The following is a 25,003-nucleotide window of genomic DNA, read 5'->3' on the forward strand; positions in this document are numbered from 1 at the left end:
TCATGGCATAACTTTCCACAATAGTGCATTTTTTACTATAGCACAACATTCTAAGGCTTGTCAATGCACAATTTCATTTTTTCTGCCAGAGGAACCTTTTTAATAAAAAAAGGAAGCTCCGCTTACAGCGAAACTGCCTTCTTGCGAAACTTCCTGATTTTTTCTTACGATAAACGAGGTGATTATTTAAGGGCAACCTCTGCTCCTTCACCTTCAAGTTTTGTCTTGATCTCTTCAGCTTCTGCTTTAGAAACGCCCTCTTTGATTACCTTCGGAGCGCCATCTACTACTTCTTTAGCTTCTTTCAGTCCAAGACCTGTGATCTCACGAACAACCTTGATTACTTTAACCTTAGATGCTCCTGCAGATACTAACTCTACATCGAACTCATCTTTCTCTGCTTCTCCGCCTGCTGCTTCTCCGCCTGCTGCTGCAACTACTACACCTGCTGCTGCAGAAACACCAAATTCTTCTTCACAAGCTTTTACTAATTCATTTAATTCTAATACAGATAACTCTTTGATTGCTTCAATAAATTCAGCTGTTGTTAACTTTGCCATTATTATTTTCCTCCATTTTAAATTATTTTCATTTTATGAGCATCTAACTACTCTGCTGTAGTCTCTGCCGCTTCCTCTGCTGGAGCTTCCTCTGCAGCGTCTTCTTTTGCTGCTTCACAGTTCTCTGCTCCGCCCTGCTCTGCGATCTGATTAAGAACACGAGCAAGATTTGTAATTGGTGACTGTAAGCTTCCAAGTAACTTGGACAGTAACTCTTCTCTTGATGGGATCTTGGACAGTTCTGTCAGTCCATCTACATCGTATACTGTACCTTCAATCACACCTGCTTTTAACTCAAGAGCCTTAGCGTTCTTAGCGAACTTGCACAGGATTCTTGCTGGTGCTGTTGCATCATCTTTAGAAATTGCAATAGCACTCGGTCCTTCCAAGTGCTCGTCTAACTGAGCAAAGTCAGTTCCTTCAAAAGCTCTTTTCATCATTGTGTTTTTACAAACTTTGTAGATGATTCCTGCGTCTCTTAACTCTTTACGAAGAGCTGTGTCTTCTGCAACAGTTAATCCACGGTAGTCAACTAATACAACACTTGTTGCATCTTTGACATCTTCTGCAATAGCCTGTACGATTGGTTGTTTTAATTCAACTTTTGCCACGAATGGTGCACCTCCTTATATTATTTTGGGTATGCTGCCAAAAAAACACCTTCGCATCCAAAGACACAAAGGTGTTGTAAATTCGTCTCTAACAAATCTAACATTCCTCGGCAGGCGTCTCTCAACTTACGCTTACGCACCTGCTGTCTTCGGCAACTTTTATTAAAATACCACATTCCCTTTTATCTGTCAAGACTTTTTTCAAATTCCGCAAGCCTGCATTTTTCAACTTCCATAAACGCAAATTCATCCGATATTCCTGCAAACAAAAAAAGCCCCCGAACGATCCGAAACCAGATCATTCAGAGACTCTTTTATATCACGTCAATTATACAAGCTTCATTGGGTTGATCTTTACACCAGGTCCCATGGTAGAAGTAAGTGTCACGCTCTTTAAGAACTGACCCTTTACTGCTGCCGGTCTTGCTTTGTTAATTGCGTCAATCAGCGTCTGGAAGTTGTCCGTAAGTTGTTCTTCAGTGAAGGAAGCTTTTCCTACTGGTACATGGATAATGTTTGTTTTATCAAGTCTGTACTCAATCTTACCGGCTTTGATTTCCTGAACGGCTTTTGTAACATCCATTGTTACTGTACCAGCCTTCGGGTTCGGCATAAGTCCCTTAGGTCCAAGTACACGTCCAAGACGTCCAACAACACCCATCATGTCTGGTGTAGCTACGACTACGTCGAATTCAAACCAGTTCTCATTCTGGATCTTTGGAATCAGTTCTTCTCCTCCTACGAAATCTGCTCCAGCAGCCTTAGCTTCCTCAGCCTTAGCGTCTTTTGCAAATACCAGGATACGAACCTTCTTACCTGTTCCGTGTGGCAGTACAACTGCACCACGAATCTGCTGGTCAGCGTGACGTCCGTCACATCCGGTTCTGATATGAGCTTCGATTGTCTCGTCAAATTTTGCAACTGCAGTCTTCTTTACTAATGATACCGCATCAGCTACATCGTAGAGTGTTCCTCTGTCGATTGCTTTTGCAGCTTCAACATATTTCTTTCCTCTTTTCATCTAAATAACCTCCTTGTGGTAATGTCGGGATAACCCTCCCACGAATTGTTTACTGTCTACTCTTCTACTTTTACACCCATGCTTCGGCAAGTTCCTGCTACCATGCTCATAGCAGCCTCTACTGTTGCTGCATTTAAGTCTGGCATCTTCATCTCTGCGATTTCCTGAAGCTGTGCCTTTGTAATTGTAGCAACCTTTGTCTTGTTCGGAACACCAGAACCAGACTTGATGTTGCAGGCCTTCTTAATCAGAACTGCTGCCGGTGGTGTCTTTGTTACGAAGCTAAAGCTTCTGTCATTGTAAACAGTGATAACTACAGGAATGATCAGATCTCCCTGATCTGCTGTTCTAGCGTTGAACTGCTTTGTGAATTCAACGATATTTACACCGTGCTGACCAAGAGCAGGTCCAACCGGTGGTGCCGGAGTTGCTTTGCCAGCAGGAATCTGTAATTTGATATAACCTTCTACTTTTTTTGCCATTTTCATTACCTCCTTGTGGTGATGTCGGGACGAACCGCCCCTCCCACTTTTTTGTTTTCTGCGTTTACAGCATCTTCACTTCTGCGAAATTAATTTCAACCGGTGTCTCCCGGCCAAATAACTCAACATTGATTGTAAGACTTTGTTTCTGCACGTTGATCGCCTGTACCATACCGATGGTATCTGCCCACGCTCCGGCAATAACCTGAACCGTGTCGCCAATCTTATAGTCCACCGTAATATCTTCTCGCTGAATTCCAAGCGGCACCATCTCTGCATCCGTAAGCGGAACCGGTTTGGATCCCGGACCTACAAATCCAGTTACCCCTCTCGTGTTACGAACCACATACCAAGTATCATCATTCATAACCATGTGAATCAGCACATATCCCGGGAACATCTTTTTCTGAGCCGTCTTCTGAACGCCATTTTTCATCTCAACAACATCCTGCATTGGGACTCTGACTTCCAGAATCTGGTCTTCTAAATGTCTGTTCTCAATCGTCTTATCAATGTTGGCTTTTACCTTGTTCTCATACCCTGAATAGGTATGAACTACGTACCATTTTGCCTCTGACATAAACTCACCTTTCCTGCCTGCAGTTTATCAGTTCTATTTTACTAATAAATCTACTCCGTACTTGGCAACAAAATCGACAACCGCGATAATAATTCCCAAGACTACGGATACAGAAACAACTGCTGCCGTCTGTTTTGCAACTGTCATTTTATCTGGCCAAATGATTCTCTTAAACTCTTTACTAAGCCCTTTGAACCAGCTGTTCTTCTGAGTCTTCTCACTCATGACATTCACACTCCTTTACGGCGACTATTTTGTTTCTTTGTGCAATGTGTGTGACTTGCAGAATCTACAGTACTTCTTTGTCTCCATGCGCTCAGGATGTGTCTTCTTATCCTTTGTCATGTTGTAGTTACGCTGCTTGCATTCTGTACACTCCAATGTAATTCTTGTACGCACAACTTCCACCTCGCTTTGTAATTCTTAAGTTAACGTGTTGCTTGGACTTCTCTTCTTTATGCCATCCGTTTTTTAGGCATAAAAAAAAAGCCTGCTTCCATTCGCCATGATAGTGTATCATACAAGCTTATAAAAAGCAAGCCTTTTCCCTTAAGAATTCTTTCCAATATGATATTCCCGTTTCAATGCATGCATAATGCTTCTAGATGCCACATCGACAATGATGAATCCAAATCCAATCGCCAGACAGGTCGCAAACAGCACCACCGTCTCTCCAAACGCCATAGAAATATCCTGGCTGACGCAGCCGTACATCATATAGTAGAGATTCGGTCCCGGAATCAGCGGGAACACGGACGCCGTCAGGAAGATTGTCGACGGAGCCTTATTAATTCTTGACATCACAAATGCGTAAGCCGCCACAAACACTGCCGCCAGCATCGTTGCCAAAAAGTTGCTTGGCCGGATTTCATAGACGATCAAATAAATCGCCCAGGTAAAAAACGCGCCAATTCCGGAATACATGACCTGTCTTCCCCGGATTTTAAACCAGAATGCAAATCCTGTACAGGCAATCGTACAGGAGATCAGCTGAATCGGAACATCATGGTTTATGATAAATCCTTCTGCCATCACGCCGTCAAGCAGGAACATAGCAAGAGCCGTTCCGAACGCAATTCCCGCCGCACCAAGCAGCGAATTCATAATATTTAAGAACCCGGAGATGAAATCCCTCTGCAGAATATCCCGAATTCCATTGGTCGTACCAAGTCCACTGATCAACAGCATCACGATTCCGATCATAATCCGCTCCGGATGACTTCCAAGTCCCATCCGGACACAGAGAATAATGATCATTTCTGATAAGAAAGAAAGGATCAGATTATAGATCAGCACATTTCCCTCTCTCTTACCAAGCCAGCCTCCGACAACAACGATCATCAACGACACAATCACCGCCACCAGCGCATCCGCGAAATCACTTCCGAAGAACACAGCAAACCCGGTTCCTCCCATCACCGCCGCAAGATATGGCGTAAACCAACGCTGTCCCGGTCTTTCTCTTACCTCCTGAAGCTTCTGTTGAATCTCCTGTGCATCCGGTTTGTTCTTGCAGACATACCTGCACAAATTATTCAAATAATCCAGCCGGTCAAAATTCACGTCCGTCGACTCAATGTGACGAATCTGAGTAATAATCTCACCCTCCGGCGTCTCAATCGTAATCTGAAGGTTGCTCGGTATCACGAACACATCATACTGGACAAATCCATAGCTTTTGCACATTCTATATAAACTGTCCTCCAGACGGAAGTTTTCCGCACCGCAGACCAGCATTTCCTCTCCAATATCCAGAATCCCCTGGACGATCCTTTTGTAATCCATAGTTATGCCCTCCTGTCTCAATCAATCTATCATATTTCCTTTATTTAATCAATTGAATATTTCCCCAAAAAATCTTATAATAGAATCATACATCGAAGCACGAAAGGAAAGAGAGGAATTAGCTATGAAACACAGCAATATGTTAGCAATGATTCTGGCCGGCGGCCGCGGAAGCCGTCTCCACGAATTAACAAATAAGGTAGCCAAACCAGCGGTGTCCTACGGCGGCAAATACCGGATTGTAGATTTCCCGTTAAGTAACTGCGCTAACAGCGGCATCGACATCGTCGGTGTACTGACACAATACGAGTCCATTCTGCTCAACAGCTACGTTGCAGCCGGAAGACGCTGGGGTCTAGACGCCAAGAACAGTGGGGTCTATGTTCTTCCGCCACGCGAGAAAGCAGACAGTAATCTCGACGTCTACAGAGGAACTGCAGACGCCATCTCACAGAACATTGATTTTATCGACTCTTATGCACCAGAATACGTACTCATTCTCTCTGGTGATCACATTTATAAAATGGACTACGACAAGATGCTGGACGCTCACAAGGAGCACCAGGCAGATGCTACTATCGCCGTTATTCAGGTACCAATAAAAGAAGCTAGCCGCTTCGGAATTATGAACACGGACGAAACCGGCCGCATCGTAGAATTTGAAGAAAAACCAGAACATCCTAAGAGCAATCTTGCTTCTATGGGAATCTATATTTTCAATTGGAAGCTTCTGCGCCGGATGCTGACTGCAGACATGAAGAATCCGGATTCCAGCCATGATTTCGGAAAAGATATTATTCCACAGCTTCTTGCCGATGGCAAAACCCTGTTTGCTTACCATTTCAAGGGATATTGGAAAGATGTAGGAACCATTGATTCTCTGTGGGAAGCCAATATGGATCTTTTAGATAAGAACAACGAACTTGATTTAAACGACCATACCTGGAAAATCTACACCGAGGATGTGTCCATTCCACCTCAGTACATCGGTGAAACCGCCGATATCAAACGGGCATTTATTACCCAGGGCTGCATCATTGACGGAACCGTACACAATTCTGTACTTTTTACCGGAGCCAGAGTCAGCGAGACGGCCAAAGTCATTGACAGCGTTCTGATGCCGGGTGTAAAAATCGCAGAAGGCGCTACCGTAACCCGTGCATTGGTAGCTGCCAATACCAAGATCGGAAAAGGCGCCGTTGTGGGAAGCGCCGACAGTGAACATATTGAACTTGTATCCAAAGATATAAAGGGGGTTGAATAAATATGGCCAAAGCATTTGGAATCGTTAATTTTGCCGGAAATCATATCCGCGTAGAAGGAATGCAGGCATACCGCCCAATCGGAGCCTTTTCCTTCCTTGGAAGATATCGATTAATCGACTTCCCTATTTCCAACATGAGCAACAGTGGCATCGACCATATTCAGGTATATATCCGCCGCAAACCGCGCTCGCTCGTAGAGCACTTAGGAACCGGACGTCACTATAATATTAATTCTAAAAAAGGAAAACTCCACATGCTGTTTTCGGAAAACGGCGTAGAAAATGACATCTACAACAATGACATTGCCGCCTATCTGGAAAACATGGAGTGTATCGAAGACGTACATTATCCATACGTTGTCATTGCACCAAGCTACATGGTTTATTCTATGAACTACCAGAATCTTTTAAAAAACCATATTAAATCCGGTGCCGACATTACTTTGTTATATCATTCTGTGGATAATGCCAAAGAGTTTTTCTCCAACTGCAGCATTCTGAACCTAAACCGTCAGAATGGTGTGTTATCACTAGAACCTAATCGTGGAAATGTAGAAAACCGCAACATTTTCATGGACACCTATGTCATGAAGAAAGATCTTTTCATCGAATTGGTACATGAAGCAAAGAAGATTTCTTCCGTGTTTACACTGGCTGACATCGTAAACCAAAAATGTGCCGAACTCGATATCCGCGGAATGGCTCACAGTGGTTTTTTTGCTTCCATCACAGACTTTAAGAGCTATTACCATGCAAACATTGCACTGAACAACTATCAAACCGCACGAACTTTGTTTGATTTGAATTGGCCAATTTATACCAAAACCAATGATTCCTGTCCTACACAATATTTTGAAACCTCCAACGTTCACACCTCCGTTATCTCAGACGGCTGTCTAATTGAAGGTTCTATCGAAAACTCCATCATCGGACGCGGATGCATTATTAAAAAAGGTGCCGTAATCAAAAATAGCGTAATCCTTCCCGGATGCACCATCGATGAAGACGTATGGATTGAAAATCAAGTGATTGACAAACGCGCCCAAATCGTTCATGCAAAAGAACTGATTGCCGACGAAAATCATCCAGGCTATGTTCGCAGAGGCGACCGCATATGAGTATCCTGACAGTTGAGCACCTCTCCCACGGATTTGGCGACCGGGCTATCTTCCAGGATGTATCTTTCCGAATGCTAAAAGGAGAACACATCGGACTGGTAGGCGCCAATGGCGAAGGAAAATCCACCTTCTTCAGCATTATTACCGGAGCGCTGACTCCCGATGCCGGAAAAATTGAATGGGCCAAAAACATCCGCATCGGATATCTGGATCAGCACACCGTCTTAGAAAAAGGAAAGACCATCCGGGACGTGTTGAAATCCGCCTTCTCCTACCTCTTTGAACTGGAAGAGAAAATGAACCAAATCTGCGAGGAACTGGGAACTGCCGACGAAGAAACCATGAATACTCTGATGGAGGAATTAGGCGTCATCCAGGACACCTTGACAATGCACGACTTTTACGTAATCGACGCGAAAGTCGAAGAAGTAGCAAGAGCCTTAGGACTTCTTGATATTGGACTCGACACGGACGTCACCGACCTAAGCGGAGGACAAAGAACCCGGATCCTGCTTGGCAAACTGCTGCTGGAAAAACCGGATATTCTTCTCCTTGACGAGCCTACCAACTATTTAGATGAAGAACATATTAACTGGCTGAAACGTTATTTAACGGAATACGAGAACGCCTTCGTCCTGATTTCACACGATATCCCATTTTTAAATGACGTTATCAACATCATTTACCATATGGAAAATCAGGAATTGAACCGTTATGTGGGAAATTATGACGACTTTCAGAAGGTGTACGAAGTAAAGAAAGCGCAGCTGGAAGCTGCCTACAAGAAACAACAGCAGGAAATCAGTCAACTAAAAGACTTTGTCGCAAGAAATAAAGCACGGGTATCTACCCGTAACATGGCCATGTCCAGACAAAAGAAACTGGACAAGATGGATGTGATCGAACTTGCCGCAGAGCGTCCCAAGCCAGAATTCCACTTCCGTCTTGGGCGCACACCGGGCAAATATATCTTTGAAACAAAGGACTTTGTAATCGGTTATGACGTCCCCTTGTCCAAGCCACTGAACCTATCGGTAGAGCGCGGACAGAAAATCGCACTGACCGGAGCCAACGGAATCGGAAAAACCACACTGATTCGGAGTCTTCTCGGTCTGGTACCCGCCATTTCCGGATCCTGTGAGCTGGGGGAAAACGTTTTAGCCGGATACTTTGAGCAGGAGGGCGATTATCAGAATAAAACCACCTGCATCGAAGAAATCTGGCAGGAATTTCCATCCTTTACCCAGTACGAAGTTCGCTCCGCTCTTGCCAAATGCGGACTCACTACGAAGCATATCGAAAGTCAGGTGCGGGTTCTCTCCGGGGGCGAGCAGGCAAAAGTACGATTATGCAAACTCATTAACCGTGATACCAATGTTCTTCTTTTGGACGAGCCTACCAACCACTTGGATGTAGACGCAAAGGAGGCTTTAAAAACTGCTTTGTTAGAATATCGCGGAACCCTGCTTCTCATCTGCCACGAACCGGAATTTTACCAAGATGTGGTCAATGAAGTTTGGGACTGCTCAAAATGGACCACCAAGATCGTGTAACACGATCTTGGCGGCCCATTTTTTTATTCGTCTCTTAAATTTTCATTCTATCTCTTTTCTTTCTTCTTGGAAGCCTCATATCCCGCAAGCTCCTTAAGCGCCTCTCCGCCCATCAGGTATAAGATTCCAATATTAAATACCGTCATCAGTCCGATTCCCACATCACCGAGATCCCACACAAATGTGTAAGTCGCAATTCCTCCAACGAATAACATCACAAGCGCCAGCACCTTGTATGCTGTCTGCCATGCCCACTTATCCCCAAACAAATAGGATACGTTACTTCTTGCATAGAACAGAATTCCAAGAAATGTCGAAAAACTAAACATAAACAATGTCGCCGCAATGAAAATAATTCCAAATTTTCCTAAATGATATCCCATTGCCGTCTGCAGAAGATCCATTCCTTCTTTTCCGGCAATCAGATTCTCCGGAACCAGGAGCATAATCATCGCCGTGCAGCTGCAGATTACGATGGTGTCAATAAATACGCCTAACGCCTGAGCAAGTCCCGCCTGCACCGGAGCTTCGCACTCTGCCGCTGCTGCCGCACAAGGAGCTGAACCGGATCCCGCCTCATTAGAGAAAAGTCCTCGTTTCACTCCATTCATAACAACTGCACCGAATCCTCCGCCTACAACCTGGCGAATTCCAAATGCCTCCCGGAAAATTCTTCCAAACACCTCCGGCATATTTCCCAGATTCTTAACAATAATAAAAATCGTAATCACAAAATAGCAGACCGCCATAATCGGAACCATCACGTCCAGCACTTTTACCGTCGCATTTTTACGAAGTACGATAACTGCCGCACCAATCACCAGCACAATTGTTGTATAAATCGGTGGGATGTGGAATGCATTTTCAAAAGAAGATGCTACGGAATTGCTGATAACCTGACTGATTCCACACCAGCAGATAAGTCCGGAAATCGCAAATAACACTGCCAAAAGAACCTTCTTTTTCTTCTGCCCGCTCCTTTTTTCAAAAAAGTGGTGAATATAATACGCCGGGCCTCCCCGGTAACCGCCGTAAAGCGGATCCTTTTCCTTGTGAAGCTGTGCCAGTGTCGCTTCGATAAACGCGGTAGACGAACCGATAAGCGCCGTTACCCACATCCAGAATACAGCTCCTGCTCCACCTGCTGAAACCGCCGCTACTACACCAACCAGATTGCCCATTCCCACTCTCGTCGCCGTAGACACAACCAGCGTCTGCAAAGTAGAAAGACTGCTCTTTTGTCCTTTGTTTCCTTTCGGTTCTTTCTGTTCCTTCTTCGCCCGCAGCGCCCTTACCATGTCCGGGAACATTCGGATCGGCAGCACCCTCGTCCGAACAGTAAAGTAGATTCCGGTCGGAATCAAAAGGATCACTAGCAAAGATAATCCCAAGCTATTCCCGCCAGGGAGCGGTATCGTAATCAAATCCCCCCATAAAAATCGATATATCGCCTCAATGACTGCAACCATGTTTCCCATTTCCTTTCGTAGATTCTTTTATTTTTACATCTTAGCACTTTAACGCTTTGAATCATCATACTATAGAATCGCTGTTGTTGCAACCTTATTTCACCTTCCTTGTCACATTTGCACATATTTTCATTGTCACATTTGCACATATTTTCATTGTATTTTTCGTTAAAAAGATAACGATTCAGCTCCTATTTTCGTCATAATCCCGGTTTTTTTCATATTCCGCACGCATACTTGACTATATAAGTACAGTATTATATATTGAATCTATACAAGCAAGGAGGTCCGATATGTTATTTACAAGAGAATGTGATTATGGTGTTCGTGTAATGCGAGCACTTTCATCCGGGGAACTTGTAAGCGTTTCCAAAATCTGCGAAATGGAATATCTGTCTTCTGCCATCGCATATAAAGTTACCAGAAAGCTGGAAAAAGCCGGACTGGTCGAAAGCCACCGGGGCACGAACGGCGGCTACTGTCTAAAGCGCCCGCTCTCAGACATTTCCCTATATGATGTCTGTACGGCCATTGACCCCGACATTTTGCTGATGGAGTGTATGAAAGCCGGGCACTGCTGCCCCAAGAACACGGAAGATGCTCCCTGCATCGTACACCATGAATTCTGCCGGCTGCAGTCGTTACTTTTACAGGAAATGAAGGCGAAATTTTTATCTGAATTATTCTGTAAATAATTTTTTATCTAAATCTTTACTATTTTAGTCAAGTTTTAAAAGGAGGATTCACAAATGAACCAATGCTATGGATGCAACACCTGCAAAAGTGCAGATCAGCCGCTGGAAGGATTTATTCGTTCCCTTCCAATGGAAACTTCCCACCACCGCGTCGAAGGACAAAGTACCAAATGTGGATTCGGCTTACAGGGTGTCTGTTGCCGTCTCTGCTCCAACGGCCCATGCCGGATTACCCCAGAAGCTCCAAGAGGTATCTGCGGCGCAAGCGCAGATACGATCGTTGCCCGTAATTTTCTAAGAGCGGTTGCTTCCGGGAGCGGCTGTTATATACATATCGTAGAGAATACAGCGCTGAATCTTAAGAAGACTGCACAGGCAAAGGGAGAATTAAAAGGAATTGCTTCCTTAAACCATCTGGCAGACATTTTTGGAATCGAGGAAGAAGACAACTATAAAAAGGCTGAAAAAGTGGCTGACGCTGTTCTGGCCGACCTCTACAAACCAGAGTATGTCTCTGCGGAATTGATCGAAAAGATTGCTTATGCTCCCCGCGTAGCACGCTGGAAAGAACTTGGTATTATGCCGGGCGGCGCCAAAGCAGAAGTGTTCAAAGGAGTCGTAAAATGTTCCACCAACTTAAATTCCGATCCAGTCGATATGCTGACTGACTGCCTGAAGCTTGGAATCTCCACAGGTGTCTATGGGCTTACCCTGACCAACCTGTTAAACGACGTCCTCCTTGGACAGCCAGAACTTCGCATGGCTCCTGTAGGACTTCGCGTGATTGACCCGGACTATATCAATATTATGATCACCGGACACCAGCACACCATCTTTGTAGATCTTCAGGAACGTCTGATTTCCGAAGAAGCGAAGAAAAAGGCACAGGCCGCCGGCGCCAGAGGCTTCAAACTGGTAGGCTGTACCTGTGTCGGCCAGGATTTGCAACTTCGCGGTGCGCACTACACGGAGGTATTCGATGGACACGCCGGAAATAACTACACCAGTGAAGCAATTCTCGCAACCGGCGCCATTGACGCTGTCCTGTCAGAGTTCAACTGTACACTTCCGGGAATTGAACCAATCTGCGATGAATTAAAGATCAAACAGATCTGCCTGGACGATGTTGCCAAAAAGGCAAATGCAGAACTGATGCAGTTTGATTTCGCACATCGCGAAGAACAAAGCGATATCATTATCGACAAAATCATCGAATCTTACAAGGAACGAAGAGGTACAGTACCGCTTCACCTGATGGAAGACCACGGAAACGATCACACCCTAACCGGCGTCAGCGAAGGTTCTCTTAAAGACTTCCTGGGCGGAAAATGGACTCCGCTTATTGAACTTCTTGCTGCCGGAGAAATCAAAGGAATCGCCGGAGTCGTTGGATGCTCCAATTTAACGGCCGGAGGGCATGACGTCTTAAGCGTAGACCTTACCAAAGAACTCATCGCCCGCGATATTCTGGTTCTGACTGCCGGATGTTCCTCTGGTGGAATCGAAAACTGTGGTCTTATGACACCGGAAGCTGCAGAACTTGCCGGACCTAAACTGCGTGCAGTCTGTAAGAAACTTGGCATTCCACCGGTATTAAACTTTGGTCCTTGCCTGGCTATTGGCCGTCTGGAAATCGTTGCCACAGAGATTGCTTCTGAACTTGGCGTAGACCTTCCGAAACTTCCGTTGGTTCTCTCTGCCGCACAGTGGCTGGAAGAGCAGGCTCTCGCCGACGGATGCTTCGGACTTGCGCTTGGACTTCCACTGCATCTTGGACTTCCGCCATTTGTAACTGGCAGCAAGACGGCTGTTCAGGTACTGACAGAAGATATGAAAGAATTAACCGGAGGTCAGGTCATTATTAACGACAACGCCAAAGAATCTGCCAACATTCTGGAACAGATCATTCTGGAAAAACGGCAAGGCTTACACATATAGGAGGGAGCGCTATGAGACGAATTATGATTGATGCCTCCAAATGTGACGGCTGCAAAAACTGCACCGTCGCCTGTATGCAGGCACACCGGGAAACTCCCGGAACCATATATGATCTGGATCTGACCGATATCCGAAACGAATCCAGAAATCACATCGAGAAGATGCCGGACGGATCTTACCGTCCTATCTTCTGCCGCCACTGTGATCTCCCAGAATGCGTTATGTCCTGCATGAGCGGAGCGCTTACCAAAGATCCGCAGACCGGAATCGTCTCCTACGACGAGAAAAAGTGTGGCTCCTGCTTCATGTGTGTTATGAACTGCCCGTACGGAGTCTTAAAAGCCGACACCGCCACTCACACCAAGGTCATCAAATGCGATTTCTGCCTGCTGGATAACGCAGAGCCTAACTGCGTAAAATCCTGTCCGAAAAAGGCAATCTATGTAGAGGAGGTGTCTTTATGAAACATGTAATTATCGGAGTTGGCGCTGCCGGAATCACAGCCGCCAAAACGCTCCGCGAAAAGGATCCAAGCTGTTCCATTACCATGATTTCCACAGACACGCACGTGCACTCCCGCTGTATGCTCCACCGCTATCTAAGCCATGAAAGGAATGAGGATACCCTCTCCTTTGTAGAGCCGGACTTTTTTGAAACCAATCGCATTACATGGATCAAAGGCGCTCCTGTTCGTACCATTGATGTGGAACAGAAGCTTGTATGTCTGGAAAATGGAAGTTCACAGCCCTTTGACCAGCTTCTGATTGCAACCGGCGCCAATAGCTTCATTCCGCCGGTGGGACAGTTCCGCGAAGCAAACAACGTCTTTGGCCTTCGTAATCTGTCCGATGCTCAGGCAATCCGCCCATTGTCTGACCAGGCTGACAAAATTCTAATCGTCGGCTCTGGACTTGTGGGTATGGATGCAGCCTATGCATTTCTGGAACAGGGCAAGGACGTAACCGTCGTAGAGATGGCAGACAGAATCCTGCCGATCCAGTTAAATGAAACGGCCGGGCAGGCATACAAAGATTTATTTGAAGCGCACGGCTGCCGTTTCCTTCTTGGAAAAAAAGCTTCTGAAACTCACATGAACGATCAGGGGGCGATCGACTTTGTCTCTCTGGACGATGGAACCCGTATCGACTGCGATCTGGTCATCGTTGCCGCCGGGGTTCGTCCCGCACTGGAATGCGCTCAGGATACTCCGATCGACATCGATCGCTTTATCAAGGTATCAGATACCATGGAGACCAGCTGCCCGAATATCTATGCAGCAGGTGATGTTGCCGGACTATCCGGAATCTGGCCAAACGCTATGAAACAAGGTCAGACCGCCGCACTTAACATGTGTGGAATCCATACCGTGTACGAGGACCGATATGCCATGAAGAACACCATGAATTTCTACGGTCTGGTAACACTCTCTTTGGGTCGCGGAGTCGCCGAAGAAGGAGATCTTGTACTGGAAGAAGAGGATGCTCACAACTATCGCCGCGCAATTCTTAGGAACGGCAAATTAGACAGCATTCTTCTGCAGGGAAAAATTGACTATTCCGGAATCTATCAATATCTGATCAAAAATCAGATTGACCTTTCCGGACGGGAAACGGATATCTTTCACCTATCTTTTGCCGATTTCTACGGTGTCAAAGATAATGGCGGATATCAGTATCAGGTATAGTTCAGAATTTTCAAAGTCTTTCTGTAAATGTAATTTGGGACGGAGTAAAGTTGCATTTTACTCCGTCCCCAATTAACTCTATACCTCTTTGCAGTATCCATCCAGGTTATCAAGCACCTTAGAATTCAAGCGTTCCACCGCCTGCCTTGTCATACCTGAAGAACGTTTCTGACAATAGACATTCTTTCTCTCCAGCAGAGATTCTTCTCCCAATCCCATTAAAGTATCGCAGAAATACCAGGTATTCTCCAGATCCAGCCATTTTTCCAAAGCTTTCTGATCAAAACACGGGCTAAGCGCCGTATTGAATAAGAGTTTATTTGCTCCCATAATCGCAAACTCTTCTTCATACAGTAATGTCACATTTTTACTCAGGCAGCTACAGATCACATCACATTCCTCCAAGAGTCCATGAAGCTCCTGATAGCGATATCCTTCCGCCTCTTCTAGTTCTGGTTTTCTGGTTCGGCTGTAATAACGAACATCTGCGCCCATCATCTTAAGCGCTCTGGCCACTGCCTGCGCGCTGGCTCCCAGCCCCAGAAGTCCAACCTTTGCTCCTGATACCTCTGAGATCTCTCCTAAAAGCGGCTGATAACCATCTACGCCGTGAAGTCGTCTAATCAGATTCATCAGCACGTACTCTGCTACCCCTTCATCTCCATAATCCCGGATTCCGGTCACCGTAATTCCGTGCTCTCTCGCATACGCGATATCCACATTAGAACTTGCCTCGGAATACAAACTGCAGCACATCCCAATATATTTAACATTTGGACATTGGGACAGAATATCTGCTCCGATTGCATGAGTATAGCTTACGAAAATAGCATCTGCATCACCAATCCGGGAGACGATCTCCTGCGCATTCTCCGGCTGCGTATCATAAAAAATGGTTTCCTCACAGTATTGATCTAAAACCGCTTTACTTTCCTCCAAAAAAGATACTGGTTGAATTGCTACTAACTTCTTGATTTTTTTCTTGTTCATTCTATTTTGCTCCTTTTATTATATTTTTTCCTCTGCCATCCGCATCAGCCGCCCGCCATTTTCCTTCAGCCAGCGCTTCCACCGATCATAATTCGGATATACCTCCCCAACCAATTTCCAAAATCGGGGCGAATGGTTCATCTCAATTCGATGGCAAAGTTCATGTACTACCACATAATCAACGACTCCCGGCGGAGCCATCATCAGCAGACAATTAAAATTCAAGTTCCCTCTTTGGCTACAGCTCCCCCACCTGGTCTTCTGTCTGCGAATGGTAATTCGCCCGTATGATATTCCCATTTTCCCAGCATAAAAGGCTGCTCGCGCAGGGAACACTTCCTCCGCCTGCATTTTCAATACTTTAAGCTCCGCTTCCGTTAACTTCCCGTACTGCGCTTCCTCTTCTTTGAGCTGCTCTTGTCTTGCCCGCACTTTCGCAAGACTCTTCTGAATCCATGCAGATTTGCTTTCAAAGAACCTTAAGATCACATCCTCTGAAACTCCATATGGAGCCCGAATTCTGATCATTCCTTCTGGTGTCACTTCCAACCCCAAAGTTTTCCGGCTGCTTCTGATAATCTCTGGCTTTAACAAAGATTTGCGGGCTCTTATGCTTCGTTTTCCTGCCACTATTTAAACATATCCTTTCCGCCGCTTTGCAACATCAATCAATTCCTTCGCCTCATCAAAAGCCTCCGGAAGGTACGCCCTCGCCCACTCTTTTCCCTTTTTTTCTCTCTTCTTAATAGACTCCCAGTTCACCAATACTTCCTGAGAATTCTGGACTTCTGTCGTTCCAAATACATGGGGATGACGGCGGATCATCTTCTCAGAGATTCCGCGGATGACGTCATCCATGGTAAAGAGATTTTCTTCCTCGGCAATCTGCGCATGCATCACCACCTGAAGCAAAAGATCTCCTAGCTCTTCCTTCAGATTCTCTGCATCCCCAGTCTTCTCCAAAATATTAATCCCGCAAACCACCTCTGCCGCTTCTTCCACGCAGGCCGGCTTCAAACTTACATGCGTCTGTTCCCGATCCCAGGGACAGCCATTCTCTCCTCTAAGCTGAGCTATAATCTCCTGCAATCTTTCAAATTCTGTCATTCTCTTCCATCTCCTCCCCCTTGTATCGATCTGCCAGCCGTAAGATCTCCTGATTCATGCGCGCCCGGACGCTTGGCGGTCCCAGAATCTCCACACCATCACCCAAAGCGAAAATCCATCCCAGGAACTGACCGCTGACCTGCACGTCCACCTTCACAGTAAAACGTGCCTCGTCTGCCGGAACCATCATCACATCTTTCCCGAACCGGTCAATAATCACTCCCGCCAGATCATTTTTCACCAAAAGCTTTACCGCCTCTTCTTTTCCTCCATACATCCCAAAACTTTTCTTCGCATAAGCTGCCATGTCAAGCTTTTGGAAAAACTCTTTTCCTTCCCGCGCTTCTTCCGACAGCGTAATCTTCAGCATCTTATCTACACGGTAATGCTTAATTTGCTCTGCATCAGAATCATATCCCACCAGATAATAGTTCTCCGCATCCCAGGAAAGTCCCCAGGGACTGATATGGTAATATGCTCCGCCATGGCGAAGCTCCATCTCTTTCTTCACATTCCACTGATAATACTGGAAGTGGATCTTTCGATTCTTTGCAATTGCTCCATGAATAGTATCTACATTATAGTAAATCGTTTCGTTCATGGTCTTAATCCGTCCCGCAACGAAAACCTGACGCTGCAGTGCAGATGCTTCATATTTGCTCGCCAGTTTTTCCAGCTTTGCGATCAGCTGATTGGACTTTCTGGCAGTGATGAACTTGGAAGACTGAATCACATCCACCAAAAGCTTCAGTTCCGGGATCTCAAACGGACGCTCCACCACATGATAACGATATCCGCCTCCGCAAGGCTCTCCTGCCACCTCGATTCCAAGAACCTCCAGATCACGCAAATCATTGTAGAGACTCTTTCTCTCTGCCGTAATCTCATAACGCGCCAATTCTTCCTTGATCTCTGCCATGGTCAGAAAATGATCTTCATCCGTCTTTTCCAGCATGATCTGTGCCAGCCGGTACAATTTGAATTTCTGATTCTTTCCTTTCGCCATATTTCCTCCTCTTGCCACTTATATGTACCAGTATAGCATGGATGAGACTCTTATGGGACACTTAATCTTCAAGAAATTCATAGTAATCTGATTCACAGCTAAACAACATATATTCTCCGTCCACATATCCCATGTATCCTTTATCTGTATGGTAACCACGCATAATAACCGCTCCTTCCAAAACTCTTGCATCTGTTCTTCTTGTTACTGTTATTATGCAACGTGGGCTGTCCTATAAGAAGGACAGCCCACGCTTTCTTTTCGGCTTTTTTCACTTTTATTTCTATTTTTCTAATTTTTCAGTCCACTCTGCTTCTTTGAATCCCGTCAATACCACGTCATCCCCAATTGCGAGCGGTCTTTTTACCAGCATTCCATCCGTTGCCAGAAGCTCTAGAATCTCTTCATCCGTCATGGTCGGAAGCTTGTCCTTTAAATTCATTTCGCGATACAGCATTCCACTCGTGTTCACAAATCTCTTAATTGGAATCCCGCTCTTTTGATACCAGACCGCCAACTCTTCTGCCGTCGGATTCTGCTCTTTGATATGGCGGTCCTCATAAGCAATCCCGTGATCATCCAGCCATTTCTTAGCCTTCTTGCAAGTGGTGCACTTTGGATATTCTATAAATAATATGCTCATACTTTTCTTCTCCTTTTCCATGACTGATTGTCTATTTTTCTGTATTTTAGCACAGCTTATGATCCTTGACAATATCGCTTCAAAGATCTTTAACTGGCTTTTTGAAAACCAGAAAGGCTTAAGGAAGATATGGGAAGAAATACATCACCAGCGCACACACCAGTGTTCCACACGCCGTTGCAAGGGTAGTTGCCACAAACATCGGCGGATAACCTCCCTTCATATCCAGATCCGCTATACCAAGATTGATAATCACGGCAGTTCCATAAGGCAGTGTATCTACAATTGAGCACGCAAAACAGGACACCCGGTGTACGAACGCCAAGGAAAGTCCCGCCTCTGTACATCTTTCCGCAACGATCGGAACTGCAATCCGAATTGCCGCAGTAGACGAACTGGTCAGCGCAGCAATCATACAAACCGCAGCAATCAGAATAACAGCAGGCGAAAGATCTAAGCGAAATACCGCGTCGAGCATATTCTGAAATTCTGGAAGGCTTTGTACAATCGTAGTAAATCCTACGATGGACCCAACTGCACTGACCGGACCAAAAGCCTGTTCCCCAGCAGCCTGCATAATTTTTAAAATCTCCGCACGTTTTTTTCTTCCTCTGCCTGGCAGATATTTCCAGAACAACACCAAAGACAATAACCAGGCAATCATTGTTGCCGAAAAAATATTAACTTTAAAAAGATTAAACAGAACAACCAGCACCAAAAGCGGAATCAACGAAACCATTGCGTTTGGACATTTCGCATCACTTGTCGCAACGACATCTCTCGGTCCGTATGCAAAACGCTCCCCTCTGGCAACCGCCTTCTTTATCATAACTGTCGTTAGCACCGTCGTAACCAGGATTTCCACGATACATGCTGCAATTCCGCCTACGATACCTTCATAAGAAGAAGTGCCGAGCGCCTGCATTGCCAGAATATTCACCGTCTCGGCAGATCCAGGCGCCGACATCGCAAATGTATACACTCCACAGGATAAGATTCCCATTACGAACCGTTTGGGAACATTCGCTCTTTCCATCAGCCGCAGGGCAATCGGATACATGGCCATCAATGTGACAAGCGCATTCAGACCGCAAAAAGCGAGCGCTCCCGATGCCAAAGCCATCGCAAGAATGCAGGATACATATTTTCTCGTTGCGCCCGCGTCCTCTTTAAAAAGAGCATTTGCAATCATATCTCCCACAGCATTGACAGCTCCAGACCGATTGTACACCTGTGCCAGCAGACTTCCCGAAAAAATCAGTGGAAACAGAGACTGAAAGCTTGTACAAAAGCCGTCGAAAAAAGTTGTCATCATGGTTTCCCCATAGGGAAGTCCATTCATAAAAATCACAACTGCGGCAGCGGCAATCCCAACCATAAGAGGACTCCACCTGCGCATCATCAGGCAGATTACCGCTGCAAGCCCAAGAAAAATACTAACGTAGCCCATAACTCTAAACCATGGTCGTTCCACCGTTTGGTGACACAACCTGGCCAGTAATAAAATCAGAAGCCAGGAAATATCGCACAAGGTGGCACATCTCTGTCACTTCTCCTGCACGCTGAAGCGGACAGGATTTCGTACGAGTCTCCATCAGAACCGGATCTGTCTTCACCGCATCCCAGTACATATCTGTTTTGTGTGCCCCCGGCGCAATTGCATTCACCTGAATATTGTACTGGCCAAGATCAAGCGCCATCGCCTGCGTCATTCCTCGAACCGCAAACTTAGAACTTGCATACGCAATAGAACCAGGAGCCGCACGCAGACCAACCGCCGAACAAAGATTAATAATCTTCCCAAAATGATTTGCAATCATAAGGTCCACAAAATGACGATTCATAAAGAAAGTTCCTTTTACGTTAACGTCAATAATATCACAAAATACTTTTGATTCTATCTTATCACTGGGAACGTTTGCATAGATTCCCGCGTTATTGACAAGGACGTGAAGGTCTTTCCCCATCCGCTCTTCCGCCCATTTACGGAACACAATTATCTCCTCTTCGTTCTGCACCGCCAGCTTAAATGTTTCTACTCGAACTCCAAACGCCTTCTCAAGGCGGGCTTTTACCGCTTCGGCTTTCGCCGCGTTTCCATTATATGTAATGATTACATTGTAACCTTCTCTTGCAAGCTCTTCGGCAATCGCCTCTCCAAGCCCGCGAGAAGCTCCCGTTACAATTCCATACTTATCTGCCATGTTCTCTTTCCTCCATTTTGCTATTCTACCGATCCGTTTTCCTTGATTTTACGGCTAAGTAATGCAGATGCTGCCACACCAATCAAGCCTGCGATACCAGCTACAAACATCGCCGCTACATATCCTGCTCCACTTGCCGCTACCTGCTCTACACCAGCCGCTACCTTGCTTGCCGTCACGCCATTGGCAACAGCCTGCATCACTGCAAGTCCAACACTTCCTGCAATACAGATCGCAATGTATGCCACTGCATTTCCATCTGCCATACGGCTCTCTGGAAGATATTCTTCCGCCGCGTTGTAACAGAGCGTCACACAGGATGCATGTCCCAGACCTCCGATAACGGAGATAAAATAAATCATGCCAAGGCTTGTTGTCGGCGCAAGGAACAATCCATACATGAAGCAGTTTGCGCAAACCAAAAGCATCGTAATAACAAGAAGTGCTTTACACTTTCCAGTCTTTTTATAAATATATCCATACACGGTAGGCATTACCAGCGTTCCAACCGAAAAGATCGTAAACGGAATTGCAGAAATTGCCGCCGACAGTCCCATCACTACCTGCATATAGTAAATTACGAACACAAACTGTCCCATACATACCACGCAAGAGAAAAACGACTGCAGGAAAATCATGGTGCAGTTACGGTTGTCTTTAAATAGTTTAATCGGAAAGATTGCAGTGGACCCCAACCTATATTCAACAACAATAAACACTGCAAGGCTCACGAATCCAACCGCCAGAAGCGTCAGAATCGCCGGACTCGCCCATCCCCATGCGTTACCAAAGTTACATGCAAGTACGATACAGCACACCCATACAACGAAAAGAATCGTTCCCTTTACATCAAAAGATTTTTCAACGTAATTCCGCTGGGTCGTATCTTTCGGTGTGAAAATCATCATACTTATAAAGCCGACTGCCTGAATTGCAATCATTACGAAATATACAGATTCCCATCCCCACTTATCAATCAAAACTCCTGCAAGAGTAGGAACCACGATCGCTGCAATTCCCTGTGTAATTCCGATAGACGAAAGCCACATCGCACGTTTGGACGGCTGCCAGATCTTATTCATCATTGCGATCATATTAGCAACCATACCTGCGTTTCCAATTCCCTGAACCATAACACAGATCAGGAACGCCGCAAGGTTTGGCGCAAATAACGTACCGATGTCACAAAGGATTACGATCAGCAAGGATCCTCCCATAATCTTACGAATTCCAAGTTTCGGAATCAAAAACATGGACACAGAAGTTGCCACTACCATAATTGCAGTCTGAAGCGCTTTGCCCGCCGAATAGTACTGCCCTGCATCCCAGTCTGCCATAATATAGGATGTACACATAGAAAATGCACGCATATAAAAATGAATTCCAAAAAATCCGATTAATAATGCGATGGTTACAATTGCTCTTTTTGCTGGATCAATATATACGAGTACGTCATCCTCGTCATTGATCATGGTCTTTGCTTGTGTTGACATAATTTCCCTCATCTTTCTTTGTTCGTATATGATTCTTCTGTATTTCTTAGTCTTCTTCCAGGACGCGAATACAATGATACCCCTGGTGAATCGCATTGATAATCTTTCCTGGCTTTACATTGTCTCCAATTTGGACACATTCAAATCCCGCCTTTAAGATATCCATATAAAGATCCGAATTCGCTCTGTATCCTGTCGCGAACACCACGCTGTCACAATTAACCTTTTGGATCTCCCCATTCTTAGAAACGAGGACGCCGTCGTCTAAAATCTCGCTCACCTTTGCGCCGCACAGTAATGCTACACCCGAACGTTCTACCAGGTAACGGATATTCTGATGATTTGCCACAAAGCTTTCTCCCGCCATCAAGATATCATCCAGCATCTCAATAATGGTAACCTCTTTTCCCTGAAGCTTAAGTTCACATGCAAGTTCGCATCCTACATCTCCTCCGCCGATAACTACAACTCTCTGCCCGACCTGCTTCTTCTTCATGAGAACTGGAATCGCCGCACTTACATGCGGTTTATCATGCCCCGGAACCGGAATAATAAAGGGGCTGGCTCCCGTCGCTACAACCACATAATCCGGATTTTCTCTTTTGACATCCTCGATATCAACCGCCGTGTTCAGGTGAAGGTCTACCTGGAACTTCACAATCTGTCTCTTCAGATATTCCACCTGCTCCCTGACATCTGTTTTAAAGCTCGGAGCTCCCGCTGCCGCCATCGCTCCTCCAAGATAAGTATTCTTCTCGTACAGGGAAACTCTATATCCTCTCTCTGCTGCCGTTGCCGCCGCCTTTAATCCTCCCGGTCCCGCTCCAATCACCATGATCTTCTTATCCGTCTTCGCCGGTGTCAACTTAAATTCTCCTTCTCTCATTCCATGAACATTCACTGCGCACGGTCTTGAGTGGCCTTTCATCGCATTGAAATGGCATTCTGCACATCCAATACATGGATTAATATCATCCAGATTCCCATTCTTTACTTTATTCGCCCAGTGCGGATCTGCAATCAATCCATGTCCAATCGCAACTAGATCAATCTTGCCTTCTGCAACCGCAGCTTCTGCCACATCCGAATGGTTCAGTTTGCCATGTGCCATTACTGGTATCTTCCCTGCAATCTCCTTAACCATAGGCGCCGCTTCCAGGTCAAATCCTGCCGGCTGATAAACAGAACTTACCATTCTCCAACGACAGGAATAAGAGCCGCGTCCAAAATGAATCATATCTACCAACCCACTGTCAGCAAGATATTTTGCAATTGCGATTCCTTCCTCCAACGGTCTTTCATCATCCATACTGTCAATCGTCATCTTGATAGCAATCGGATAATCTTTTCCACAAGAACGGCGAACCTCCTCTACAATTTCTTTTAAAAACCGCTGACGGTTCTCAAAGCTCCCCCCATATTCATCGGTACGATGGTTCCATTTGGCAGAAGTAAACTGATCAATCAGATATCCGCCGTACGCATGAAGCTCTATGATATCTACCCCTGCATCCTTCGCAAGCTTTGCAGATTCTCCCATCGCCTTAACCAGACGCTTTACACCGTCCGTTGGAAGCGCTCGGCACTTCATCTCCGGAACATAATAATTCGGAATCTCACTAGATGAGTAGGGTGGCGTATGCGGATCTATCCAGTTCATGCGCCCGATTCCCGGCGAAAGCTGGATTCCAAACTTTGCCCCGTAAAAGTGCACTCGTTCCGCCACCATCTGAAGCATGTAGACATCTTTCGTATTCGTCAATTTCTGACAAGGCGCCGGCTCAAACTCTGTTGATGCCACCACAGCTCCAGTCAAAACCAGTCCACATCCTCCTTTTGCTCTCTCTCCATAGTATTTCACATCACGCATGTTAAACGCATTCGTGACGTCGGTTGTTGTTCCCATGGGCGCCATAACGATTCTGTTTTTCAGTGTCAGGCTTCCAATCTGAATGGGCTCAAATAATTTGTTCATTTCTACATTCCTCCGTCAAAACTGTCAAAACCATATAGAATATTAGGTTTTCAGATGATATAATGAAACAAAGTATACTTTCCGTATGCTTTGCCCAAATTATGTTACCTCGGTAACATAATTGGATTTTAGTCTTTTGTCAATCTTTTGTCAATCTTAAACATTCAATACTTTTGCAAAAACAGCATATTACACGAAATTATAGAGGTGAAATTATGGAAAAAGCACAAAAAAAGAAAAGAAAAGGAGAACTTACCAAAGAGCGTATTCATAAGTGTGCAATGGAACTTTTTACTAGTTTTGGCTTCGAAAATGTTACTATTGTGCAAATTTGTGAGGCGGCAGGTGTTACAAAACGTACCTTTTATTATCACTTTTCCTCAAAAGACGATATTCTATCCGATATAAACGAGTACGTCGGCATCCATTCCCAAGAGCTTCTGAACTCCTTCGCCGAACCCTCTTCCAATGTAGATATTCTTTGGAAACTTCTCGGCTCTTATAGCGAAAATGCCAAAGAACTCGGTCCTTCTATCATTAACCGTCTTTACACCACGACGCTTCAAGGAAAAGAAACCGCCGTTTTCCCTGAAGAAATGTACTTATACCAAACCGTTATCCGAGTAATCCGAAACGCCCAGTTTGAACACGAGATTCCTGTCACTTCTCCGGCCGAAAATCTTGCGTACGCCTTATACCATGCATTCCGAAGTGTTTCCTTTACCTGGGCAGCCGGCAACAGCCAGGGAGACTTAATGGACAACTACCGCGCGGTATTTGACACGATTCTCGGCCTTGATTCTGGCAAAGGATAAAAAAATCAGA

At 45.4% G+C, this 25,003-nt stretch carries 26 protein-coding genes and 1 other annotated feature; of the genes, 8 read left to right on the forward strand and 18 right to left on the reverse strand.

Annotated elements, in window-relative coordinates:
• Window positions 1-182 precede the first annotated feature (182 nt).
• From rplL to C0979_RS05695, 8 genes are all read right to left on the reverse strand, one after another.
• Window positions 183-560: a 50S ribosomal protein L7/L12 gene (rplL, locus tag C0979_RS05660; protein ID WP_101695086.1), complete on the reverse strand. Its 378-nt coding sequence runs from the start codon at window positions 558-560 to the stop codon at window positions 183-185.
• Between the two features lie 47 nt (window positions 561-607).
• Window positions 608-1,171, reverse strand: coding sequence for a 50S ribosomal protein L10 (gene rplJ, locus C0979_RS05665; protein WP_101695087.1), 564 nt, complete (start codon window positions 1,169-1,171; stop codon window positions 608-610).
• Window positions 1,172-1,204: 33 nt separating this feature from the next.
• Window positions 1,205-1,342, reverse strand: a sequence feature (ribosomal protein L10 leader region).
• Between the two features lie 157 nt (window positions 1,343-1,499).
• On the reverse strand, window positions 1,500-2,192 hold the full coding sequence (rplA, locus tag C0979_RS05670) for a 50S ribosomal protein L1 (protein WP_101695088.1): 693 nt from the start codon (window positions 2,190-2,192) through the stop codon (window positions 1,500-1,502).
• Window positions 2,193-2,248: 56 nt separating this feature from the next.
• Entirely contained in the window at window positions 2,249-2,674 is a 426-nt protein-coding gene (gene rplK / locus C0979_RS05675; protein WP_101695089.1) for a 50S ribosomal protein L11, read from the reverse strand.
• Window positions 2,675-2,738: 64 nt separating this feature from the next.
• Window positions 2,739-3,254 carry a transcription termination/antitermination protein NusG gene (nusG, locus tag C0979_RS05680; protein ID WP_101695090.1) on the reverse strand — a complete coding sequence of 172 codons (516 nt, stop codon included), beginning with the start codon at window positions 3,252-3,254 and terminating at the stop codon, window positions 2,739-2,741.
• 33 nt (window positions 3,255-3,287) lie between these two features.
• Complete coding sequence (gene secE / locus C0979_RS05685) at window positions 3,288-3,479, reverse strand: preprotein translocase subunit SecE (protein WP_101695091.1); 192 nt, start codon at window positions 3,477-3,479, stop codon at window positions 3,288-3,290.
• A 24-nt stretch (window positions 3,480-3,503) separates the two neighbouring features.
• On the reverse strand, window positions 3,504-3,653 hold the full coding sequence (rpmG, locus tag C0979_RS05690; RefSeq protein ID WP_076781083.1) for a 50S ribosomal protein L33: 150 nt from the start codon (window positions 3,651-3,653) through the stop codon (window positions 3,504-3,506).
• A gap of 150 nt (window positions 3,654-3,803) precedes the next feature.
• Entirely contained in the window at window positions 3,804-5,039 is a 1,236-nt protein-coding gene (locus C0979_RS05695) for a threonine/serine exporter family protein (RefSeq protein WP_101695092.1), read from the reverse strand.
• 124 nt (window positions 5,040-5,163) lie between these two features.
• Between C0979_RS05695 and C0979_RS05700 the strand changes: the two genes are divergently transcribed.
• The 3 genes from C0979_RS05700 to C0979_RS05710 are packed head-to-tail and all read left to right on the forward strand — an operon-like array spanning window position 5,164 to window position 8,974.
• A complete protein-coding gene (locus C0979_RS05700; protein WP_101695093.1) occupies window positions 5,164-6,303 on the forward strand; it encodes a glucose-1-phosphate adenylyltransferase in 1,140 nt (379 codons plus the stop codon).
• Between the two features lie 2 nt (window positions 6,304-6,305).
• On the forward strand, window positions 6,306-7,421 hold the full coding sequence (gene glgD, locus C0979_RS05705) for a glucose-1-phosphate adenylyltransferase subunit GlgD (protein ID WP_101695094.1): 1,116 nt from the start codon (window positions 6,306-6,308) through the stop codon (window positions 7,419-7,421).
• A complete protein-coding gene (locus tag C0979_RS05710; protein ID WP_101695095.1) occupies window positions 7,418-8,974 on the forward strand; it encodes an ABC-F family ATP-binding cassette domain-containing protein in 1,557 nt (518 codons plus the stop codon). Before glgD ends, C0979_RS05710 begins: the two co-directional genes overlap by 4 nt.
• A gap of 47 nt (window positions 8,975-9,021) precedes the next feature.
• Here C0979_RS05710 and C0979_RS05715 read toward each other — a convergent pair whose 3' ends face one another.
• Entirely contained in the window at window positions 9,022-10,443 is a 1,422-nt protein-coding gene (locus C0979_RS05715; RefSeq protein WP_173814986.1) for an alanine/glycine:cation symporter family protein, read from the reverse strand.
• A gap of 293 nt (window positions 10,444-10,736) precedes the next feature.
• Between C0979_RS05715 and C0979_RS05720 the strand changes: the two genes are divergently transcribed.
• The 4 genes from C0979_RS05720 to C0979_RS05735 are packed head-to-tail and all read left to right on the forward strand — an operon-like array spanning window position 10,737 to window position 14,760.
• Window positions 10,737-11,138, forward strand: a complete 402-nt coding sequence (locus tag C0979_RS05720; protein ID WP_101695097.1) for an RrF2 family transcriptional regulator — start codon at window positions 10,737-10,739, stop codon at window positions 11,136-11,138.
• Between the two features lie 54 nt (window positions 11,139-11,192).
• Window positions 11,193-13,076, forward strand: coding sequence for an anaerobic carbon-monoxide dehydrogenase catalytic subunit (gene cooS / locus C0979_RS05725; RefSeq protein ID WP_101695098.1), 1,884 nt, complete (start codon window positions 11,193-11,195; stop codon window positions 13,074-13,076).
• An 11-nt stretch (window positions 13,077-13,087) separates the two neighbouring features.
• Window positions 13,088-13,540 (forward strand): 4Fe-4S dicluster domain-containing protein, encoded by a 453-nt coding sequence (locus C0979_RS05730; RefSeq protein ID WP_173814988.1) that lies wholly within the window; start codon window positions 13,088-13,090, stop codon window positions 13,538-13,540.
• The gene (locus C0979_RS05735) at window positions 13,537-14,760 is read left to right on the forward strand and encodes an NAD(P)/FAD-dependent oxidoreductase (protein WP_101695099.1); all 1,224 of its coding nucleotides are present in this window, start codon (window positions 13,537-13,539) and stop codon (window positions 14,758-14,760) included. Before C0979_RS05730 ends, C0979_RS05735 begins: the two co-directional genes overlap by 4 nt.
• Before the next feature lie 78 nt (window positions 14,761-14,838).
• Here C0979_RS05735 and C0979_RS05740 read toward each other — a convergent pair whose 3' ends face one another.
• The 9 genes from C0979_RS05740 to C0979_RS05780 all read right to left on the reverse strand — a co-directional run bounded on the left by C0979_RS05740 (window position 14,839) and on the right by C0979_RS05780 (window position 24,178).
• Entirely contained in the window at window positions 14,839-15,750 is a 912-nt protein-coding gene (locus C0979_RS05740) for an NAD(P)-dependent oxidoreductase (RefSeq protein ID WP_101695100.1), read from the reverse strand.
• Between the two features lie 18 nt (window positions 15,751-15,768).
• Window positions 15,769-16,380 carry a M48 family metallopeptidase gene (locus C0979_RS05745; protein WP_242962653.1) on the reverse strand — a complete coding sequence of 204 codons (612 nt, stop codon included), beginning with the start codon at window positions 16,378-16,380 and terminating at the stop codon, window positions 15,769-15,771.
• A 3-nt stretch (window positions 16,381-16,383) separates the two neighbouring features.
• Window positions 16,384-16,857 (reverse strand): MazG family protein, encoded by a 474-nt coding sequence (locus C0979_RS05750; RefSeq protein WP_101695101.1) that lies wholly within the window; start codon window positions 16,855-16,857, stop codon window positions 16,384-16,386.
• Window positions 16,844-17,863 (reverse strand): helix-turn-helix transcriptional regulator, encoded by a 1,020-nt coding sequence (locus C0979_RS05755; protein WP_101695102.1) that lies wholly within the window; start codon window positions 17,861-17,863, stop codon window positions 16,844-16,846. The genes C0979_RS05750 and C0979_RS05755 overlap by 14 nt, the downstream gene beginning before the upstream one ends.
• A 283-nt stretch (window positions 17,864-18,146) precedes the next feature.
• Entirely contained in the window at window positions 18,147-18,506 is a 360-nt protein-coding gene (locus tag C0979_RS05760; RefSeq protein WP_101695103.1) for an arsenate reductase family protein, read from the reverse strand.
• Window positions 18,507-18,624: 118 nt separating this feature from the next.
• Window positions 18,625-19,980 (reverse strand): GntP family permease, encoded by a 1,356-nt coding sequence (locus C0979_RS05765; RefSeq protein WP_145995104.1) that lies wholly within the window; start codon window positions 19,978-19,980, stop codon window positions 18,625-18,627.
• Complete coding sequence (locus C0979_RS05770) at window positions 19,961-20,710, reverse strand: SDR family NAD(P)-dependent oxidoreductase (protein WP_101695105.1); 750 nt, start codon at window positions 20,708-20,710, stop codon at window positions 19,961-19,963. The genes C0979_RS05765 and C0979_RS05770 overlap by 20 nt, the downstream gene beginning before the upstream one ends.
• Before the next feature lie 20 nt (window positions 20,711-20,730).
• Window positions 20,731-22,203: an MFS transporter gene (locus tag C0979_RS05775; protein WP_159459856.1), complete on the reverse strand. Its 1,473-nt coding sequence runs from the start codon at window positions 22,201-22,203 to the stop codon at window positions 20,731-20,733.
• Between the two features lie 46 nt (window positions 22,204-22,249).
• Window positions 22,250-24,178, reverse strand: a complete 1,929-nt coding sequence (locus C0979_RS05780) for an NAD(P)/FAD-dependent oxidoreductase (protein WP_101695107.1) — start codon at window positions 24,176-24,178, stop codon at window positions 22,250-22,252.
• Between the two features lie 215 nt (window positions 24,179-24,393).
• Between C0979_RS05780 and C0979_RS05785 the strand changes: the two genes are divergently transcribed.
• Complete coding sequence (locus tag C0979_RS05785) at window positions 24,394-24,993, forward strand: TetR/AcrR family transcriptional regulator (protein WP_101695108.1); 600 nt, start codon at window positions 24,394-24,396, stop codon at window positions 24,991-24,993.
• Window positions 24,994-25,003: the final 10 nt, after the last annotated feature.

It is taken from the genome of Dorea phocaeensis (assembly GCF_900240315.1).
Classification (GTDB): Bacteria; Bacillota; Clostridia; order Lachnospirales; family Lachnospiraceae; genus Dorea_B; species Dorea_B phocaeensis.